Source organism: Winogradskyella undariae (assembly GCF_013285155.1).
GTDB classification, from domain to species: Bacteria; Bacteroidota; Bacteroidia; order Flavobacteriales; family Flavobacteriaceae; genus Winogradskyella; species Winogradskyella undariae.
This window is the reverse complement of the sequence record NZ_JABTEL010000009.1, coordinates 57,550-72,215: the sequence shown is the minus strand read 5'-3', so window position 1 is coordinate 72,215 and position 14,666 is coordinate 57,550. Positions and strand designations below refer to the sequence as shown.

Sequence of the window (14,666 nt, the reverse complement as noted above, 5' to 3'; positions counted from 1 at the left end):
ATTAATAGATTGGTTTTTTATAATCTCCTGTATTCATACTAAAGTGAACTTTACCATAATCTACACGTTTTACGGTCTTGTTTTCTTCGTAATAAGACGTTCTTAAATCTTCTAGATTTTCGGTAACCATTGGTTCTAACTTAATCCGCTCGTCTTCATTTTTAATATAGGTTTGACCGTTTGTATAAACAGCCTCTAGATTAGAACAGCGTATAACATACCCCATTCTAATCGGAATTAAATCGATATCTAAAACCGATGGTCTTATCTCGTGCGTGTATAATCTATTGGTAGACAACGGAATTAAAAACACAGAATTCGGATATAAAGTCACCGAAAATTCTTTAACTAAAGTAGCATCGTTTACAAACGATTTAAGTTTGAAAAGTAAGCGACTTAATCCGCTAGATTTACCATAAACTCTATCAAACTTATTCGTTTTAGAAGGACTCAATTTATCAAAATTAGTTGTATCATAAAACGTACAGAAGGCAATTAAACCTTCTGTTGGCATATCTTTCGTTTTGTCGGAATGTGCTTTTATCTTCGCTTTTACATCTTTAGGATGGTCTTTATCTTTCTTTTTATTCTCGTAAATCTGAGCTAATACGTGGTTTAATTCGGTCTCTTTTTCAAAATCAAATTTTACCGCTTCATTAATTTTGTTGACTATATACGTATCTGTAGCTCTAAAATTATCTGTTGGTCCTGTTAAGTTGGTAGAACATCGTAATAATTTAAAATGAAGTTGCTCTTCATTTTTAGTCGATTTTCCTTTGGTGATTTCACTTAAATAAATGCCTTTTCTTAAAGCTACAGATTGTTTGGTAGATTCTGTTAAATGTTGAAATTGATGCTCTGTCTCTATTTTAGAAAAGTAATTCTCGTCTTCAAACAACTGACGATAAAACACACCTGCATTGTGTACATTTATTGGGACTTGTCCTTCACTAATCATCTTCAAATTTGACGTAGAATGGTTTTCGTAATTAGAAGAAAATTCTTTGATAATGAAAACGTCTTCAGATTTAACGTCTAACAAAGTTATATCTCCCAGAGCAAAAATTCGGATTGATTTTTCTGTGTTTTTAATATCAGAAAAACGTGTTACTACACATCCGTTAAAGTTGGCTAACAAGTAATCTAATGCTTCTGATTTAGTCTCTGAAGTACTTAAATTAAGTAAAATATTTTTAGTTTTTGAGAGTGCGTTTTCTATGTTCATTATTTTTCCATTTGATGTTCGTAATAACTCAATGCTTCCGCTCTCACTAAATCGGTATAATTCCTATTCTCAGAAATCAATTTTAATAAATCAATGTATTTTTTACGTTCTTCTTCTTTTAAACCATTAATAAACCGGTTCAATAAAAGTGTCGAAGTAATCGTACCATTTTCTGTATTGAATTTCAGCAATTCAGCATTATAAATTTTGTAATCGGGTTGATCTATAGCTTCTATTAAATGAATAAAAGAAAAATCTTCATCTAATTCTGGATCTTGACGTTTTAAAAAATCGAAAAGCGTTTGAATGAGTTGCTGCTTTTGTGCATCTGTAAAACGATTTATAGCTTCTAATTGGAAGCCAATAGCATCAAAAAATTCACTAATTTCATAATCTTCAATTTCGTCATTTACTTGGAAGTTTTCAATTAGTGTGATGGTGTTTTCTAAATTCATAATAAACACTTTAAACTATTTGCGTTCTAAATCTGTTATTAATAATGGATTTGTTTCTTTTAATTCCTTAATTAATTCTTCTACTGCAGTTGTTGTAGGGTTTGCTTTTAAACGTTCTACCTCATCTTCTGTAATACCTACAAGTTGTAAAAATGCAACTTCACCATGCGGGGTTTCAATCTTTCCTAATTCGGGGTCAACAGCAAAAACAAAACCTACAATTTTAGTTTCTGTATTGCGTCTAATTGGACCATTTGCAGGTATAAAATGATTCTCTTCAAACCATTTACCACTGCTAAAAACATAGCGCGCCAAATTATTCATAACTTGAATCGCCCAAATTGGCTCGCCTTTATCCTCTTTAAAAGGTTTTAATCTGAAAGTAAACTCAAAACCCCATTTGCTAAACTCTTCTTCTGTCTTATCTTCATCATAATACAATCCAGACATCCCATAACTCACCAAATGTTTGTGTGCTTCCTGATGATTAGAATCGTAAATACTGGCACCATCTATAGGATCTGTACCGCCTACACTAAAATAAATACCACATAAAGGGCCGTAATGTTTTGGCTCGGTGTATCCGTAAATATTTTCTAAAGCGTTGTCTATAGCTATCCAACCCACAGCATCTTCTTCTGTAAATTTATTTTTATATGTTGTTTTGTCCATTTTATTCTAAATTATCCTCATTAATAAACCCTATTTCATTATCCATCAGCATTTGTAAATAGGCTTCAAAACTATCTGCTATCACTTTAAATTCATCTGGATCGTGAAGAAACCGTACTATTTGTCCTTTTGTTCCTTTTTCTGAAGGACTAAAATCGATAAACAACTGAGACGTTCCGCCATTATTCATACAATCTGAAAAATGAAGCCACTTTAGATTTTCTGATTTATTGGTGATTTTTTCATCAATATCGACACCTTCATAAGCTCTTTCTATATAATCTGAATAATAGCTTGCTGCTACATTTTCATTTTCAATAATCTGTTCTGAAGACAATAAATAATATGGATATTCAGCCATGTCTGAACCTAAAAAGAACAAAATAATATCGTCATCACCATACGTTCTCCAATACGTGCCATCTACAAACGTTAGTAAATGCAATAGTGCTTCAGGAACCTCAGGAAAGATGAGTTTTACCTGATCTAAATGCTCGGATGCAGCACCGTGTTTTACGCTCTCAAAATGATCCCAAATGTCTTTTCCTTTTGCATTATAATAAGCGCATTTGAGTGTTGCTATGTATTTATTTGCTATCGTATCCATTTTAGATTTTTTAAATTTTTCACTTACTCTCAGTTACGAACTCTAAGGCTTCAGAATTCATAACATGGCTATAAGTTCCGTTTTGAAGTTCTAAGGTATTGATATTAAAGTTTGAAGATTTTATACTATAAACTTTAATATGCCCACCGTTTCCTTCTTTCACCCAGTCTTGAAAACTTCTTTTCATTGTATTTTGGTTATCCCAAACATATAGTTTTCCTAAAGATTTTTCAATAATTCCAAATTCATTATAATGTGTTGCGTCTAAAGTTCCAGTATTTACAGAGCGAAAAACAAGGTCTCCATCTATAATTTTTTTATCAAAAATTAAATCCATGCTTACATCTTCCTGATGGTTAATAAACAACCAAGAAAGTGCAAGTATGGATAAAATTCCTATAAAAATGGATGTAAATGTGGTTTTCATTTCAAAAATGATGCGTTACATTATTTTAAAACAGGTATAAGGTGTGACCAATTTAAAGCCGTAGCAAAGTCTAAAGCGGTTTTACCTGTATTGGTTTTAGCCGTTTTATCCGCGCCTAATTCCAATAAAATATCTACTGCTGTTTTGTTTCCTGCAATAGTTTCTGTGTGTAATCTAGTAACCCCGTTTTCATCTACAGCCTTTACTACGTCTAGATTAGCTTCAAAATAATCTCTAGCAGGTTGTTCCATCACTTTACTCATTGGGTGTTCAATAAGGTTTTCTTCATTGTCTTCTTGCTGATAAGCCACTAGAATATGGTTAGGGTTTCCAAAATCTAATCCCCAAGCCTCATCGTGTTGTTTTCTTGCTTCCGCCGTCATATCCGAACGTAAGACTTGTATGGTGTAACCGCCATAAGTTTTTCGGTCTATAGCTAGCATCCAATCTGATATTTCTGAGACTTTTCTAGTTACGGTATCACCTTCTGCAACATTGGTTAATAGGTTAGGTGAATTCATTAAAACACCAGTAATATGTTCTCCATCAAAAGCTATTTCGCTAATCCACATATGTTCTACTGTAGGTTGGTCATCACCTTCTGCCATTTGTTGAAAAGGAATTTTTACTAACGCTAAATTATGTGCAGGAACCACACGTTTTGCTTCCCAATATAGTTCTCTCCAGAAATAGTTAAACGTGTCTTGTGCTTTAAGGTAAGCCGCTTTCATTTTTTCGTTTTGTTTAGCAAAAACGATATTGTTGTCTTGACTCATAGTTTCTTGTTTTATTTATGATTTTTGTTATTATTAAAGAAAGAACGTCCCTGTTTTAGACACTCCGATAGGATGTGCTGTTCGTGCTATCCATTCTTCGTTATTTAAAATAGAATGTGGTTGCATTACTATTTTGGTATCTAAACTTTTTCTACCCACAAGTACTATTTTATCTTCTATATTAGATTTAGTACCGTTGAAAATTTCTAAATAGTCTTCATTAAAATGCATAAGCATAATCTGTGTTTTATGCCCAATTTTATAAATATCTAGAACTTTAAAATAGGCTCCAGAAGCAATTAAATGAAAACCATATTTTGCTACATCCGGATTTATGCCTCCTAAGTTAGAAGCCGAATTAGAGGCGATAGCAAAACGTACATTTTTAGCTAAACCTTCTGCTTGGTTAGAGACATCTGTAAAACCACGCTCTTGTATAATTTGGTCTATTTTATAGCGCGTAACCAAATCTTCTGAAAGCTCGCAATCTCTATAATACATTGTTAAACCTGAAAATGTATTTTGGTAGGCCTGTTCAATTTTTATGTTTTCCATTCTGCAATTTTCAATTAATAGAAATCGTAATACAAACTCCAATGTTTGGTGTCGTTATTTTTAGCAAACATTAAACTACCATTATCTACCACATTAAAATTTGCTTTTTCATCTGATGAAATTTGAAACACAAACTGAAACCCTTTTCCAAAACCATCAGCATCTCCAATTCCGGATTGACAAAAAGAAGGATAACCACCTATTTTGTGGTCGTAAATATGTGCTGTAATTTCATCTGTGATATCAAAATAATCGTCGATAACATCTTCGTCTTCTAGTTTTAAAATTTCTGCTTGATCTTCTAGAGATAAACCGCCACCATCCCATAACGGGAAATCATTTTCGTCTAATTCTGCGTGTAACGGAAAAGCATTTATAAACGAGTCTGAATTTTCTAGATTTTTAATTTGAATATTTTCTAAGTTGTTATATTCTCTTATTACCCAATGTTCTCCCATATCTTCAAAACATTCTGGCCATTCTGCAGAGACAAAAACAGTGATGAGTTTGGTATCCTTAAGACTTGGATGAACGTAAGGTAAATTAGGAAGGTAAAATTGCGCCAACGGAAACATTTGATCTCCGTTTTTATCTAACGGAATGTCTTCATCTTCATTATAAGCAAAGACTTTACCGATCCAACTTTCTTCAATAGTATTTTTGGGTCTAAATCCTCCAGTACTGAATTTAGTCACCGATTTAGAAATTTTACTTTTTAATTCTTCTACAGTCATATTTTTACTTTTTATCCAAACATCGTGGTATCATCAAAATTTTCGCAGTCATAAGATTGTGCTATCAAAGAATAATTTCCAAACATGCATCTTACAAAGATGAAACTTTACGTCCTTTTTCACCTAACTGTTTTCAGTGATATTCAATTTCACAAGAGCTCTTATAGTTCAGCTATACGTTTTTCGAGTCCTTTAACAAGTAAATCTATATTTTTTAATTTTTCTTCGTACTCACTTTTAATTACTTCTTGTGATGATTCTATAGTATCATTATAATCAAAATCTAATGGCTCTATTTTTTCTTGAAATTCTTGAGTGTTTTCTAAATTTTTAGACTTAAATAATTGTATTGCTACGCCTTCGTTATTTTCTAAATCTTTAATTGAAATTGTTTTAACAGTTCCGGACTGCGCTAATGCTAAAGAATCTGATGCAACAAAAACATCTTTCAGCGATAAGGTAAAATTCACTGTAGATGGACTACGATAAACAACACCTTCTATACCTTCTTCTATTTCTAACTGAGATGCTAGCGAAGCTTCTGGTTTTGGAATTTCTAATGTTAAAATATCCTTTAACACACCTTTACTTTCAAAAATATGCTTTGGATAAATGGTATGATAAATCTTATCATCTTTAGTATTAGACCAACGATTTTCTTCAGAATATAATGCTGTTGGATCTATAATTACAGTGTATTTTATTTTCGATTTTTTAACGTAAGGCTTAAAATCTTCATTTAACATTTTGAACTGGCTTTTATAGAAAGAGATTAAATTCAAAGCTAATTCTGCCTCATCTTTAGTCGTAATCTTATCTAATTTATCGTTCATTTCTAAAATTGCAGAATATGCTTCTGCTTCAATATTAGAATCTGTAAGCGAAGCTACTGGCAATGTATTACGTGCCATTATTTCTGAAGAAGGAATACTTATGGTTTGTTTTTGAATACTGTTTTTTCCATTTATTCCCGTATTTACAAATGAGGTTTCGGACAATTGCTTTCCGGTAACCACAAATGTTTGTGACTGATCTGCAACTAAAAGTTTTGTGATTTTAATAGGATCTTCAATCGTAACTTTAGTAGAACTTGATGTTAATGCTTGATCTATTCCATTTATAGAAACTCTTGGTTCATTTAGCGTATAAATCACCTCTAGTTTTAAAAGGTTTTTAGACAAATGATATTGAGTTTCATTAGCTGTTAATGTACTACCTTCTTTATATAAAGCTGTATAACTTTTTTTGCTACAAGAAGAAAATAGGCCTAATATTAACGTGAAATAAAGTAGAGTATTTTTCATTTTTGAATGTGTTTGTTTTACAGTTCAAAATTAGAACTAACACTCTATTATTTTATCCCTGAAACTAGTGAGATTTATACATACTGAATTCAGGTTGTTTTATTTTCTAACTAATAAACAACAAAAAAAGCACGCTTTTATAGACGTGCTTTTTTCTCTAAATACGATTAGTAAAGTGAAATAATTATGGATTCCTTTTTACCATTTCATTATAGGTTCATCTTTCCATAAAACAAGCCTAAATTCTTCGTAATGATTACCAGTCCCTATAGTGTGTTTATCTCTAAGCCCTTTTTCTAGTTGTAGTTTATGAAGCATTCCTGAAGCAGAACCAACCCACAGCGTCTTTTCATCTTCAGAAATGGTAATACCTGTAATTGTAGATCCTAAAAAATATCTCCAAATACAATTCCCAGCGGTATCTACAGCTCTAATATACCCGAATGCATCTCCTAAAATATAGAATTCCGAAGTAGAAACGCCGCAATAAACTCTCATTTCCGAATCTATAGTTGTACAATCTTCACTTCCGTCATAAGCAGGTATACTAAGGTTTTTTAAACTTGAAGTATCTACACCAATAGTTATACCGTTATAAAAGTGACACGAATTTGTAATTAACTGTTTATCGTCTTTAGAAAAAAGACAAAAATCGGGGTAATCAGATTGCGGACCAATTTCCCCAATTTCAGTACCATTCTGATCTAAAATTCTATGATCGTAACACTGATCGCCCACAACGATATATTTATTATCATTAGAAAGCGTTGCATTTTCCATATCCAAATAAGGCTCCCACTCATCATCTTCTGGGTCTGGTAAAGGATGAATTAAATTTTCAGTATCATTAGAAATAATGTAAATACCGTCTGATGATACTAAAAGAACTTTAAGTCCGTCGTTAAAAGGAATCAATTCTGTAATCCCTATATTTTTAGCTTCATCTAAAGTAAAAGTTGCTATAATTTCACCTTCCCAACCTTGTGTCGTTACAATAGTATTATTTGCGGCAATGGCAAAAACATTATGTTGTTTTGATTTCCCTATGGCTTTAATAGATGAATCAAGCTCTAAAGTCTCACCGTCTTTAAGAAGATAAGCTTGCCTTTTTTGATAAGCTGCTCCGGTTAAAAAAACAATTTTCTGATGATCTATAAAATGTAATTGCTCTACACTTTGTCCTTTTTCTTTCATAAATTGAACAAAAGGCGTGTGTGCGGGTGGAAAATCTGTTCTAAATTGAGCAACCGTATCATTTTTGTTAGCTTCTTTTAAAAGTTGATAGACCATATCTGCCAAATGACCTCTTTCATCTTTAGGTTCTTCCCCTTTCCAATTTTCCCATCCGTTAGTTTCACCAAAGGCAACCATTTTATTTACATCAGAAGCATATTTACTTCCTAAAGTATTCCAGTCTTGTTTAGTGTTTTCTATATTTTTACTTGTTAACTCCATTTGTCCTTTTTACTTAGAAATATCTTTAGTTTAAAGCGTTTCTATTTAATTAAAAACGATAGCTGTGTTGTTAGTGATGCTAAATTTTGAAGCATCTAAAAGTGTAGCACAAACCAATGTCTCTACCCAAAAATCACCTTTAGCTTGAATTTTCTCATTCAATTCTGGTAAATTTGAGACAATATCATCTTCGTTTAATGTAATTCCTAAATGTTTTGAAAGACTTTTTAATTCCCTTAAAAGATCGTAAGAAGAACCAATCATTGCCCCAGGAACGGGTGCTTCATCATTGTCAAAAAGAATTTCTGGTAATTCTACAGGAATATAAAAACCTTCTGAATCTGAATGTGTTAAAAGATGACTAGACATATAAGAATAGTGGTCTTCTAAAATAGAATCTGCACCAGGCTCTTCATCTTGTGAAAAAAGTATTGGCTTCCAATTATCATTACCTTCATTCTCCCATACATGTGCAGCAAAACGTCTTAAATAATGTAAAAAACTATAAGGAAAACCGCCTGAGGATAGAGGTGCCCTTTCTAAAACATCTGGTTCTTGGTGAGGTGTTACATTATTCTTTGCCAATATTATATTTATATTGTTGAAGTATGTTTGATAAGCTTCGTAACCTTCTGGTTCATTTTCCTTGAAATCTACTAATATTCCGCTTGTAATTGCTAATCCCATTATCTTGTTGTTTTTATTTTACAAGACAAAATTAGAATTAATACTTTTTTGTTTTATCCCTGAAACTAGTGATATTTATTTTTACTGAATTTAGCCTGTTTCATTTTTTCGTTACTAAAAAAAGCCTCTCACGCCTAATGAACATACTTTGCATAATCATCAATTTTAAATTGAAGCCTGACATTTAAATAGTTATTTTTATCTTGAAGTTTAAATGCAATCAAAATGGCTTCTTCGTGATAAGCTTTTATCTTTTCAGGATTCCATAAGCTTGGGGGTTGCTGTAAATTTGTAATCCTATCTGCCAATTTTACAAGACCAACTTCTTTCTCTAAACTATTTATTCGATTTAAACTATCAAGCATACGCTCGCTTTTAATCGGAATGGTATTATTTTTAGTTAACGCTTGCACTCCCTCGGCTATACTAAGACCAAATGTAGCTTCTATATCATTAAAACTCGTATCAGTATCTTCAAGCGTATCGTGTAATAATGCTATTTGTATGGCTAAAGCCAAATTAAAATCTGGTTCGTTTTGATAAGCCATTAAAACTTCCATCGCCACATTAGAGAGATGCAATACATAATTTGAATTACTTCCTGGCACCTTTTGATTGTGATGTTTTTCTCCTGCAAATTGTATGGCTTTTTGATATAAATCTTGAATCATAGGCTTTAATTTATTAATATTCTATAACGATTCTGCATCAATTCCTAGTGCTGAAAACTCATCATAAACACAATCTTTAGCATAACATAATGTTGCTTTTTTTAAATTAGGAAACTGTTTAGCATCTTCTGCAGATTCTATATCCCAATATTCTACTGCCCCACCTGAAAATGGAGATAAATTCATATAAATATCGTTTCCACCATCTTGATAAATCTCCGTGATTTCTGAAGCTAAACGTTTTGGGATGGGTAAATCTTTAAAATATTGCTCTACTTCTGCAATCGGCTCGTAGCCTTCTTCATTAATATCAATGTCACGTTCTTTATACCATCTTGCAAATTCGTGTATATCAAATAGAGGTTTTAATAATCCTTTAACATACATCAGTTCTTCAATAATTGACAGTTTAAATCCAAAATCTACAAAGGTGATTTCTTCTTCATTCAGTGGTTTAATACTGTACTTATCTTCCGGAATACCTTCCCAACGGTTATAAATTTCATAAGTACTTATTTCAATGGCACTAATACGGTTATCATTAACATCAAACCAAGCACTCATATTATTCAGTACTAAAGCACCACAATCATCACCTTCAAAAAGCGCAATATGCTCTGCTTTATGCGTTTTATAATAATTTATAATCTCTTCATCATTAAAATAAAATGTTCCAGAGAACTTGGTTTTCGGACAAAAATCGAAAGCATCAAGTTCTAACTCTAACGTTAGAGAATCGATATGTTCTCCATCGCCTGAATAGCCTAAAATCCCTAAATCATCCCAAGTAAAAATGGTATTCTCTTTTAGTTTTACACTTCTGTAATTCGCATCTAAACCATCTTTTAAAGTTTCTATTGAAACTGGAAATTCTATAGACACTAAATTAATTTTTAAACCTGTTGAAGATAAATGTATTGTCGTCATAATTACATGCTTTTAAAAGACCAAAGATAACAACATCCTTAAGAGTTTAAATGGCTGTTTTCCGTGATTTTTTATTCGGAATAAGAAAGCTCAAAACAATATCACGGTTATCAGGGATAAAAAAAACAATAGCTTCTTTTAACTTTGCTTAAAACCTTTTTTATGGAAGACCAAGTTAAAAGTGCTGCGTTTTTAGAATCCTTAAAACGTAACAACGAAAAAATAAGAGATGATCGTGCCAATGCTATTGCAGAAGATGCACAACTCATGTACAAACGCGAAACAGAAGATTTAGCTTTGTCTTTAAAACGTTTAAAACGTGAGCAAGAAAATATGCTAGATATGAGCCCTACAGATGCAAATAGTTTGGTCTTAGCTTCAGATTTTGATGCCAAAGATTATGTAGCCAAAGACTTAGAAATGTCAGTGAAAATTAGAAATTTTGAAATTAAATTAGAATTAGCCAAAAAGCGCTATACACACTTATTTGGCGGAATAATAAATGAACTATAATTATGGGAGGAGGAAGATTTAGTAACGACGCCTATAAGCGTTTACGAAAAATGAAAGACTATGGTAACAAGTCTAGAGAAGAAATATTTACATCCAGACACATAGATCCAGAAATGGATCCTACAAAAGCAGTCGTAAGAGAATCGAGAGATTCTGAAGAACATCCTGAAACAGTATCTATTATTGTCGCTTTAGATGTGACTGGAAGTATGGGGTTTGTGCCAGAACATATTGTAAAAGAAGCCTTACCAGACCTTATAGGTTCTTTAATGGAAGCCGGAATTGAAGATCCGCAAGTACTATTTTTAGGGATTGGAGATTTTATTTATGATAGTGCACCTTTACAAGTTGGACAATTTGAATCGTCTGCAGAATTGTTAGACCGTTGGTTAACACGCGTCTATTTAGAAGGTGGCGGTGGCGGAAACAATCAAGAAGGTTACAACTTAGCGCATTTGTTTGCTGCACGTCATACCGCTATTGATTGTTGGGAAAAAAGACAGCAAAAAGGTTTTTTATTCACCATTGGAGATGAACCTGTTTTTCCTACCATTCCTGCAGAAATCATTAAAAGATATACCTGTACAAATGAAGCAGAAACCATAACTACAGAAGCTATTATTGCAGAAGCACAAGAAAAATATAATGTTTTCCATATGCATTTAGAGCATAATGATTGGGCAAAACAAGATAGTCGTAAAGGTAATTGGAAGGCACTTTTGGGAGAAAACTTTATAGAAGTTCCTGATTTTAAAACCGTAGCAAAACGTATTGCAGAGGTGGTGATTCAAAATCATAAACCGTATAATGCTAAAACAAATACGTCTTCTGACACTACAGAAGTAGAAAACATGCTATAAATGACAAAGTGTAGTTTGGTTATAGATTTAGGTTTTGGTGATGCTGGAAAAGGGTTAACGACCGATTTTCTGGCATCACAAAATCCTAAAGAAAGTGTAGTGGTTCGGTTTTCAGGAGGTCACCAAATTGGACATACCGTAAGTACAGACACACTTACCCATACGTTTAGTAATTTTGGTTCTGGGACTTTATTGGGTGTACCAACGTATTATTCGGAGCACACTACCCTATTTCCTCCTGCCATTTTAGACGAAGGTGATTTCTTAAAAACCTATAAACCAAAATTGTATTTTCATCCATTGGCGATGATTACTACGTTTTACGATATTGCTTATAATAGAGCGATTGAAAAACAACAAAATCACGGCTCTTGCGGATTGGGTTTCGGTACAACCATCGCTAGAAATAAAGCAGAAGTATATCTTTATGCTAACGACTTACAATTTCAATGGATTTTAAAACAACGTTTAGAAAGTATAAAATTGTATTATGAAACGAAACTAGAAAGTCAGCCAAAATCGATTCAAGATTATTACAAAAACGAACTTAAAGATTACAACGAAGATTATTTTACTGACAGTTGTTTAGATATTAAAAAGTATTATAGTTTAACCTCTCTTTCAGAATTAAAAACAACATTCGAGCATTTTATTTTTGAAGGCAGTCAAGGTATTTTATTAGATACACAACATGGTTTTCATCCGCATACCACGTGGAGTTATACCACTTCTAAAAACGCTATTCAGCTTATAAAAACACATTTAAAAGCTGAAGTAGAAATAGATATTTATTACATAACGCGCTGTTACCAAACACGACATGGCAACGGACCAATGTCTAACACAAAACCTGTTTCACTTCAGAATAATGAAAATGAAGCGAATGTAACTAACGAGTTTCAAGGGGAGTTTAGAACACAAGCTTTAGATCCAGAATTACTTAATTATGCTTTAAGTTCTGATGCCATTCATCATCAAGATTTAAAACCTCAAAAGCATGTAATGATTACCTGTCTCGACCAGTTACCTGGTTTTTCTTACGAGAATTTACTTCAAAAATTAGATACAACATTCAAATCTGTTCACGGAAGTTACGGCCCTAGACGAGAATGCATAGAGAAACTTCAAAATTGATTTTATAAAACCATAATAAAAATATCTAAGAAGATATATTATAACGTATGAACAAAACAAACACTAAATCTGAAATTGAACTAAGTTCTAAAGCAAAAAACAAACCTTTGATTTTTGCACTATTTATGATAGGACTAAGCCTAATAACTCTACAAGCGACATCAATAGAAATAGTCTTTCCAATAGCATTTTGTATAATATTTTTTAGTCTATATGCCTTCAACAAAAACCTTAAAGTGTTTAAATTTTCAGAACATCACTTTGTATTTCAAGCCGGAATTATAGGTAAAAAAGAGGTGTCTTATAGTGCCCTTAAATCTTATGTTGTTGAGAGAAAGGTTATGATTATCACCTATCAAACCCCGAATGAAAAAGAAAAAAAGATAAGAATTCAGGTCAGTCAAATTGAACCAACACAATTTCCATTATTAGAAGACATTTTAAAAAGTAAGATTAGGTTTTAAACCAATACCTTCATTTTTATAAAATCACTAGTTTCAGGGATAAAAATTTTAGTTTTCTAGAGTACTTTAGCATTGCCAAAAATTAAGAAAACATGAATAATTACGTAACGTATTCAGAAGATTTCAAATTATTAAAATGGGATGATTTCAATTTTGAACCTATCAAAATAGAGACACTTCCAACTCTTGAAGATCCAAAACATTACAAGAATTCTTTTACGTTTAGAGATGCACTTTTAGAGGCTATTGAAACCCGCTCTGGGAAAAAATTATTCAAACTATCACTTATTACACCAGATTATAAATTTAATACCAAATTTTACGGAATTGGATTTTTAGAAGACAGAACTGTTGCTACTTTTGAAATAGAAAATACGCCACTATTTAAAGCATGGTTTATAAATATTCAGCGTTTTAGAAGTGATGACGTCGTTAAAAATTTTGTAGAATCTGTTTATAACTTTAGTACGAGTTTGTATAGTTCTCAGCCTGTTTCTAATTTTAAAGATATTACGTTTCAAGACAACACAGGTGCTTTTATTAATGAATTTATTCCTAATCAATTTATAGCAGAACAATTAGCAAAAGAAAAAGCCGATTTCTTAAAACCTTTTATTCAGTTAGAAGCTGAAATTAATATGAAAGAGGTTACACAATCTTTTATCGCTTTAATTACAGAAAAAAGATTAAAGTTAAAGCCACCAATTAACAATGATGCCATTTTTGCTCAATTTGAAAAAGAGGCCGGTTTTCCTTTTCCTACAATAATAAAAGAATACTTAACGTTGCATAATGGTATTGATAGATGTGCTATAATGGGCGCAGAAGCTATATATAAAGAATGGAAACAATGGAAAGATATTTACGATGAATGGACGCAAGAAGACCTGTTAGACACCTACTCAACCAACCAAGGTAAAGCCTTGTTAATGTACACCACACCCTATTGGATTCCGTTTTTCGATTTACAAAATGGTAATTTTTTAGCTTTCGATTTTGCACCAAATACAAAAGGAAAAGCCGGACAAATTATTCGTTATGGTGCAGATCAAGAAATTGGATATATTGAAGCCGAAGATTTAAATACCTTCTTGAAAAGTTTAATGGGTAACGAAGGCGAAATTGAAGAAAACGAATGGTTTTATGTCGAATAAAATCATCCTAAAAAGAATAAAACACATTACAATATAATTTGAATAA

Annotated in this window: 18 protein-coding genes; 5 read left to right on the top strand and 13 right to left on the bottom strand. The window is 32.1% G+C overall.

Features of this window, described 5'->3' with window-relative positions; translation table 11 throughout:
• Position 1: 1 nt before the first annotated feature.
• From HSX10_RS12865 to HSX10_RS12805, 13 genes are all read right to left on the bottom strand, one after another.
• Complete coding sequence (locus HSX10_RS12865; RefSeq protein WP_173588643.1) at positions 2-1,225, bottom strand: hypothetical protein; 1,224 nt, start codon at positions 1,223-1,225, stop codon at positions 2-4.
• The gene (locus tag HSX10_RS12860) at positions 1,225-1,680 is read right to left on the bottom strand and encodes a hypothetical protein (RefSeq protein ID WP_173588642.1); all 456 of its coding nucleotides are present in this window, start codon (positions 1,678-1,680) and stop codon (positions 1,225-1,227) included. Before HSX10_RS12860 ends, HSX10_RS12865 begins: the two co-directional genes overlap by 1 nt.
• Positions 1,681-1,695: 15 nt before the next feature.
• A complete protein-coding gene (locus HSX10_RS12855; RefSeq protein WP_173588641.1) occupies positions 1,696-2,352 on the bottom strand; it encodes a suppressor of fused domain protein in 657 nt (218 codons plus the stop codon).
• Between the two features lies 1 nt (position 2,353).
• Positions 2,354-2,959, bottom strand: a complete 606-nt coding sequence (locus HSX10_RS12850; RefSeq protein ID WP_173588640.1) for an SMI1/KNR4 family protein — start codon at positions 2,957-2,959, stop codon at positions 2,354-2,356.
• 19 nt (positions 2,960-2,978) lie between these two features.
• The gene (locus tag HSX10_RS12845) at positions 2,979-3,386 is read right to left on the bottom strand and encodes a C40 family peptidase (RefSeq protein ID WP_173588639.1); all 408 of its coding nucleotides are present in this window, start codon (positions 3,384-3,386) and stop codon (positions 2,979-2,981) included.
• Positions 3,387-3,406: 20 nt separating this feature from the next.
• Positions 3,407-4,162 carry a DUF2314 domain-containing protein gene (locus HSX10_RS12840; RefSeq protein ID WP_173588638.1) on the bottom strand — a complete coding sequence of 252 codons (756 nt, stop codon included), beginning with the start codon at positions 4,160-4,162 and terminating at the stop codon, positions 3,407-3,409.
• Positions 4,163-4,195: 33 nt separating this feature from the next.
• Positions 4,196-4,717 (bottom strand): hypothetical protein, encoded by a 522-nt coding sequence (locus HSX10_RS12835; RefSeq protein WP_173588637.1) that lies wholly within the window; start codon positions 4,715-4,717, stop codon positions 4,196-4,198.
• Between the two features lie 14 nt (positions 4,718-4,731).
• The gene (locus HSX10_RS12830; protein ID WP_173588636.1) at positions 4,732-5,451 is read right to left on the bottom strand and encodes a DUF1963 domain-containing protein; all 720 of its coding nucleotides are present in this window, start codon (positions 5,449-5,451) and stop codon (positions 4,732-4,734) included.
• A gap of 161 nt (positions 5,452-5,612) precedes the next feature.
• The gene (locus HSX10_RS12825) at positions 5,613-6,755 is read right to left on the bottom strand and encodes a hypothetical protein (protein WP_173588635.1); all 1,143 of its coding nucleotides are present in this window, start codon (positions 6,753-6,755) and stop codon (positions 5,613-5,615) included.
• A 198-nt stretch (positions 6,756-6,953) separates the two neighbouring features.
• A complete protein-coding gene (locus tag HSX10_RS12820) occupies positions 6,954-8,210 on the bottom strand; it encodes a hypothetical protein (protein WP_173588634.1) in 1,257 nt (418 codons plus the stop codon).
• Positions 8,211-8,255: 45 nt separating this feature from the next.
• Positions 8,256-8,897 (bottom strand): putative DNA-mimic protein, encoded by a 642-nt coding sequence (locus HSX10_RS12815; RefSeq protein WP_173588633.1) that lies wholly within the window; start codon positions 8,895-8,897, stop codon positions 8,256-8,258.
• Positions 8,898-9,031: 134 nt separating this feature from the next.
• Positions 9,032-9,568, bottom strand: coding sequence for an HD domain-containing protein (locus HSX10_RS12810; RefSeq protein WP_173588632.1), 537 nt, complete (start codon positions 9,566-9,568; stop codon positions 9,032-9,034).
• A 21-nt stretch (positions 9,569-9,589) separates the two neighbouring features.
• A complete protein-coding gene (locus HSX10_RS12805; protein WP_173588631.1) occupies positions 9,590-10,495 on the bottom strand; it encodes a DUF6892 domain-containing protein in 906 nt (301 codons plus the stop codon).
• Between the two features lie 162 nt (positions 10,496-10,657).
• Here HSX10_RS12805 and HSX10_RS12800 point away from each other — a divergent pair, with 162 nt between their 5' ends.
• The 5 genes from HSX10_RS12800 (at position 10,658) to HSX10_RS12780 (ending at position 14,620) form a co-directional block, all read left to right on the top strand.
• Entirely contained in the window at positions 10,658-11,008 is a 351-nt protein-coding gene (locus tag HSX10_RS12800; protein WP_173588630.1) for a hypothetical protein, read from the top strand.
• 2 nt (positions 11,009-11,010) lie between these two features.
• Positions 11,011-11,868 carry a hypothetical protein gene (locus tag HSX10_RS12795; protein ID WP_173588629.1) on the top strand — a complete coding sequence of 286 codons (858 nt, stop codon included), beginning with the start codon at positions 11,011-11,013 and terminating at the stop codon, positions 11,866-11,868.
• Positions 11,869-13,002, top strand: a complete 1,134-nt coding sequence (locus HSX10_RS12790) for an adenylosuccinate synthetase (RefSeq protein WP_173588628.1) — start codon at positions 11,869-11,871, stop codon at positions 13,000-13,002.
• Positions 13,003-13,049: 47 nt separating this feature from the next.
• A complete protein-coding gene (locus HSX10_RS12785; protein ID WP_173588627.1) occupies positions 13,050-13,466 on the top strand; it encodes a hypothetical protein in 417 nt (138 codons plus the stop codon).
• A 92-nt stretch (positions 13,467-13,558) separates the two neighbouring features.
• Positions 13,559-14,620, top strand: coding sequence for an SMI1/KNR4 family protein (locus HSX10_RS12780; RefSeq protein ID WP_173588626.1), 1,062 nt, complete (start codon positions 13,559-13,561; stop codon positions 14,618-14,620).
• The last annotated feature ends 46 nt before the right edge of the window (positions 14,621-14,666 follow it).

What these genes read in the sequence shown, in the direction of transcription:
- HSX10_RS12865 (WP_173588643.1), bottom strand. Translation starts at nt 1,225, where the DNA reads ATGAACATAGAAAACGCACTCTCAAAAACTAAAAATATTTTACTTAAT.
- HSX10_RS12860 (WP_173588642.1), bottom strand. Translation starts at nt 1,680, where the DNA reads ATGAATTTAGAAAACACCATCACACTAATTGAAAACTTCCAAGTAAAT.
- HSX10_RS12855 (WP_173588641.1), bottom strand. Translation starts at nt 2,352, where the DNA reads ATGGACAAAACAACATATAAAAATAAATTTACAGAAGAAGATGCTGTG.
- HSX10_RS12850 (WP_173588640.1), bottom strand. Translation starts at nt 2,959, where the DNA reads ATGGATACGATAGCAAATAAATACATAGCAACACTCAAATGCGCTTAT.
- HSX10_RS12845 (WP_173588639.1), bottom strand. Translation starts at nt 3,386, where the DNA reads ATGAAAACCACATTTACATCCATTTTTATAGGAATTTTATCCATACTT.
- HSX10_RS12840 (WP_173588638.1), bottom strand. Translation starts at nt 4,162, where the DNA reads ATGAGTCAAGACAACAATATCGTTTTTGCTAAACAAAACGAAAAAATG.
- HSX10_RS12835 (WP_173588637.1), bottom strand. Translation starts at nt 4,717, where the DNA reads ATGGAAAACATAAAAATTGAACAGGCCTACCAAAATACATTTTCAGGT.
- HSX10_RS12830 (WP_173588636.1), bottom strand. Translation starts at nt 5,451, where the DNA reads ATGACTGTAGAAGAATTAAAAAGTAAAATTTCTAAATCGGTGACTAAA.
- HSX10_RS12825 (WP_173588635.1), bottom strand. Translation starts at nt 6,755, where the DNA reads ATGAAAAATACTCTACTTTATTTCACGTTAATATTAGGCCTATTTTCT.
- HSX10_RS12820 (WP_173588634.1), bottom strand. Translation starts at nt 8,210, where the DNA reads ATGGAGTTAACAAGTAAAAATATAGAAAACACTAAACAAGACTGGAAT.
- HSX10_RS12815 (WP_173588633.1), bottom strand. Translation starts at nt 8,897, where the DNA reads ATGGGATTAGCAATTACAAGCGGAATATTAGTAGATTTCAAGGAAAAT.
- HSX10_RS12810 (WP_173588632.1), bottom strand. Translation starts at nt 9,568, where the DNA reads ATGATTCAAGATTTATATCAAAAAGCCATACAATTTGCAGGAGAAAAA.
- HSX10_RS12805 (WP_173588631.1), bottom strand. Translation starts at nt 10,495, where the DNA reads ATGACGACAATACATTTATCTTCAACAGGTTTAAAAATTAATTTAGTG.
- HSX10_RS12800 (WP_173588630.1), top strand. Translation starts at nt 10,658, where the DNA reads ATGGAAGACCAAGTTAAAAGTGCTGCGTTTTTAGAATCCTTAAAACGT.
- HSX10_RS12795 (WP_173588629.1), top strand. Translation starts at nt 11,011, where the DNA reads ATGGGAGGAGGAAGATTTAGTAACGACGCCTATAAGCGTTTACGAAAA.
- HSX10_RS12790 (WP_173588628.1), top strand. Translation starts at nt 11,869, where the DNA reads ATGACAAAGTGTAGTTTGGTTATAGATTTAGGTTTTGGTGATGCTGGA.
- HSX10_RS12785 (WP_173588627.1), top strand. Translation starts at nt 13,050, where the DNA reads ATGAACAAAACAAACACTAAATCTGAAATTGAACTAAGTTCTAAAGCA.
- HSX10_RS12780 (WP_173588626.1), top strand. Translation starts at nt 13,559, where the DNA reads ATGAATAATTACGTAACGTATTCAGAAGATTTCAAATTATTAAAATGG.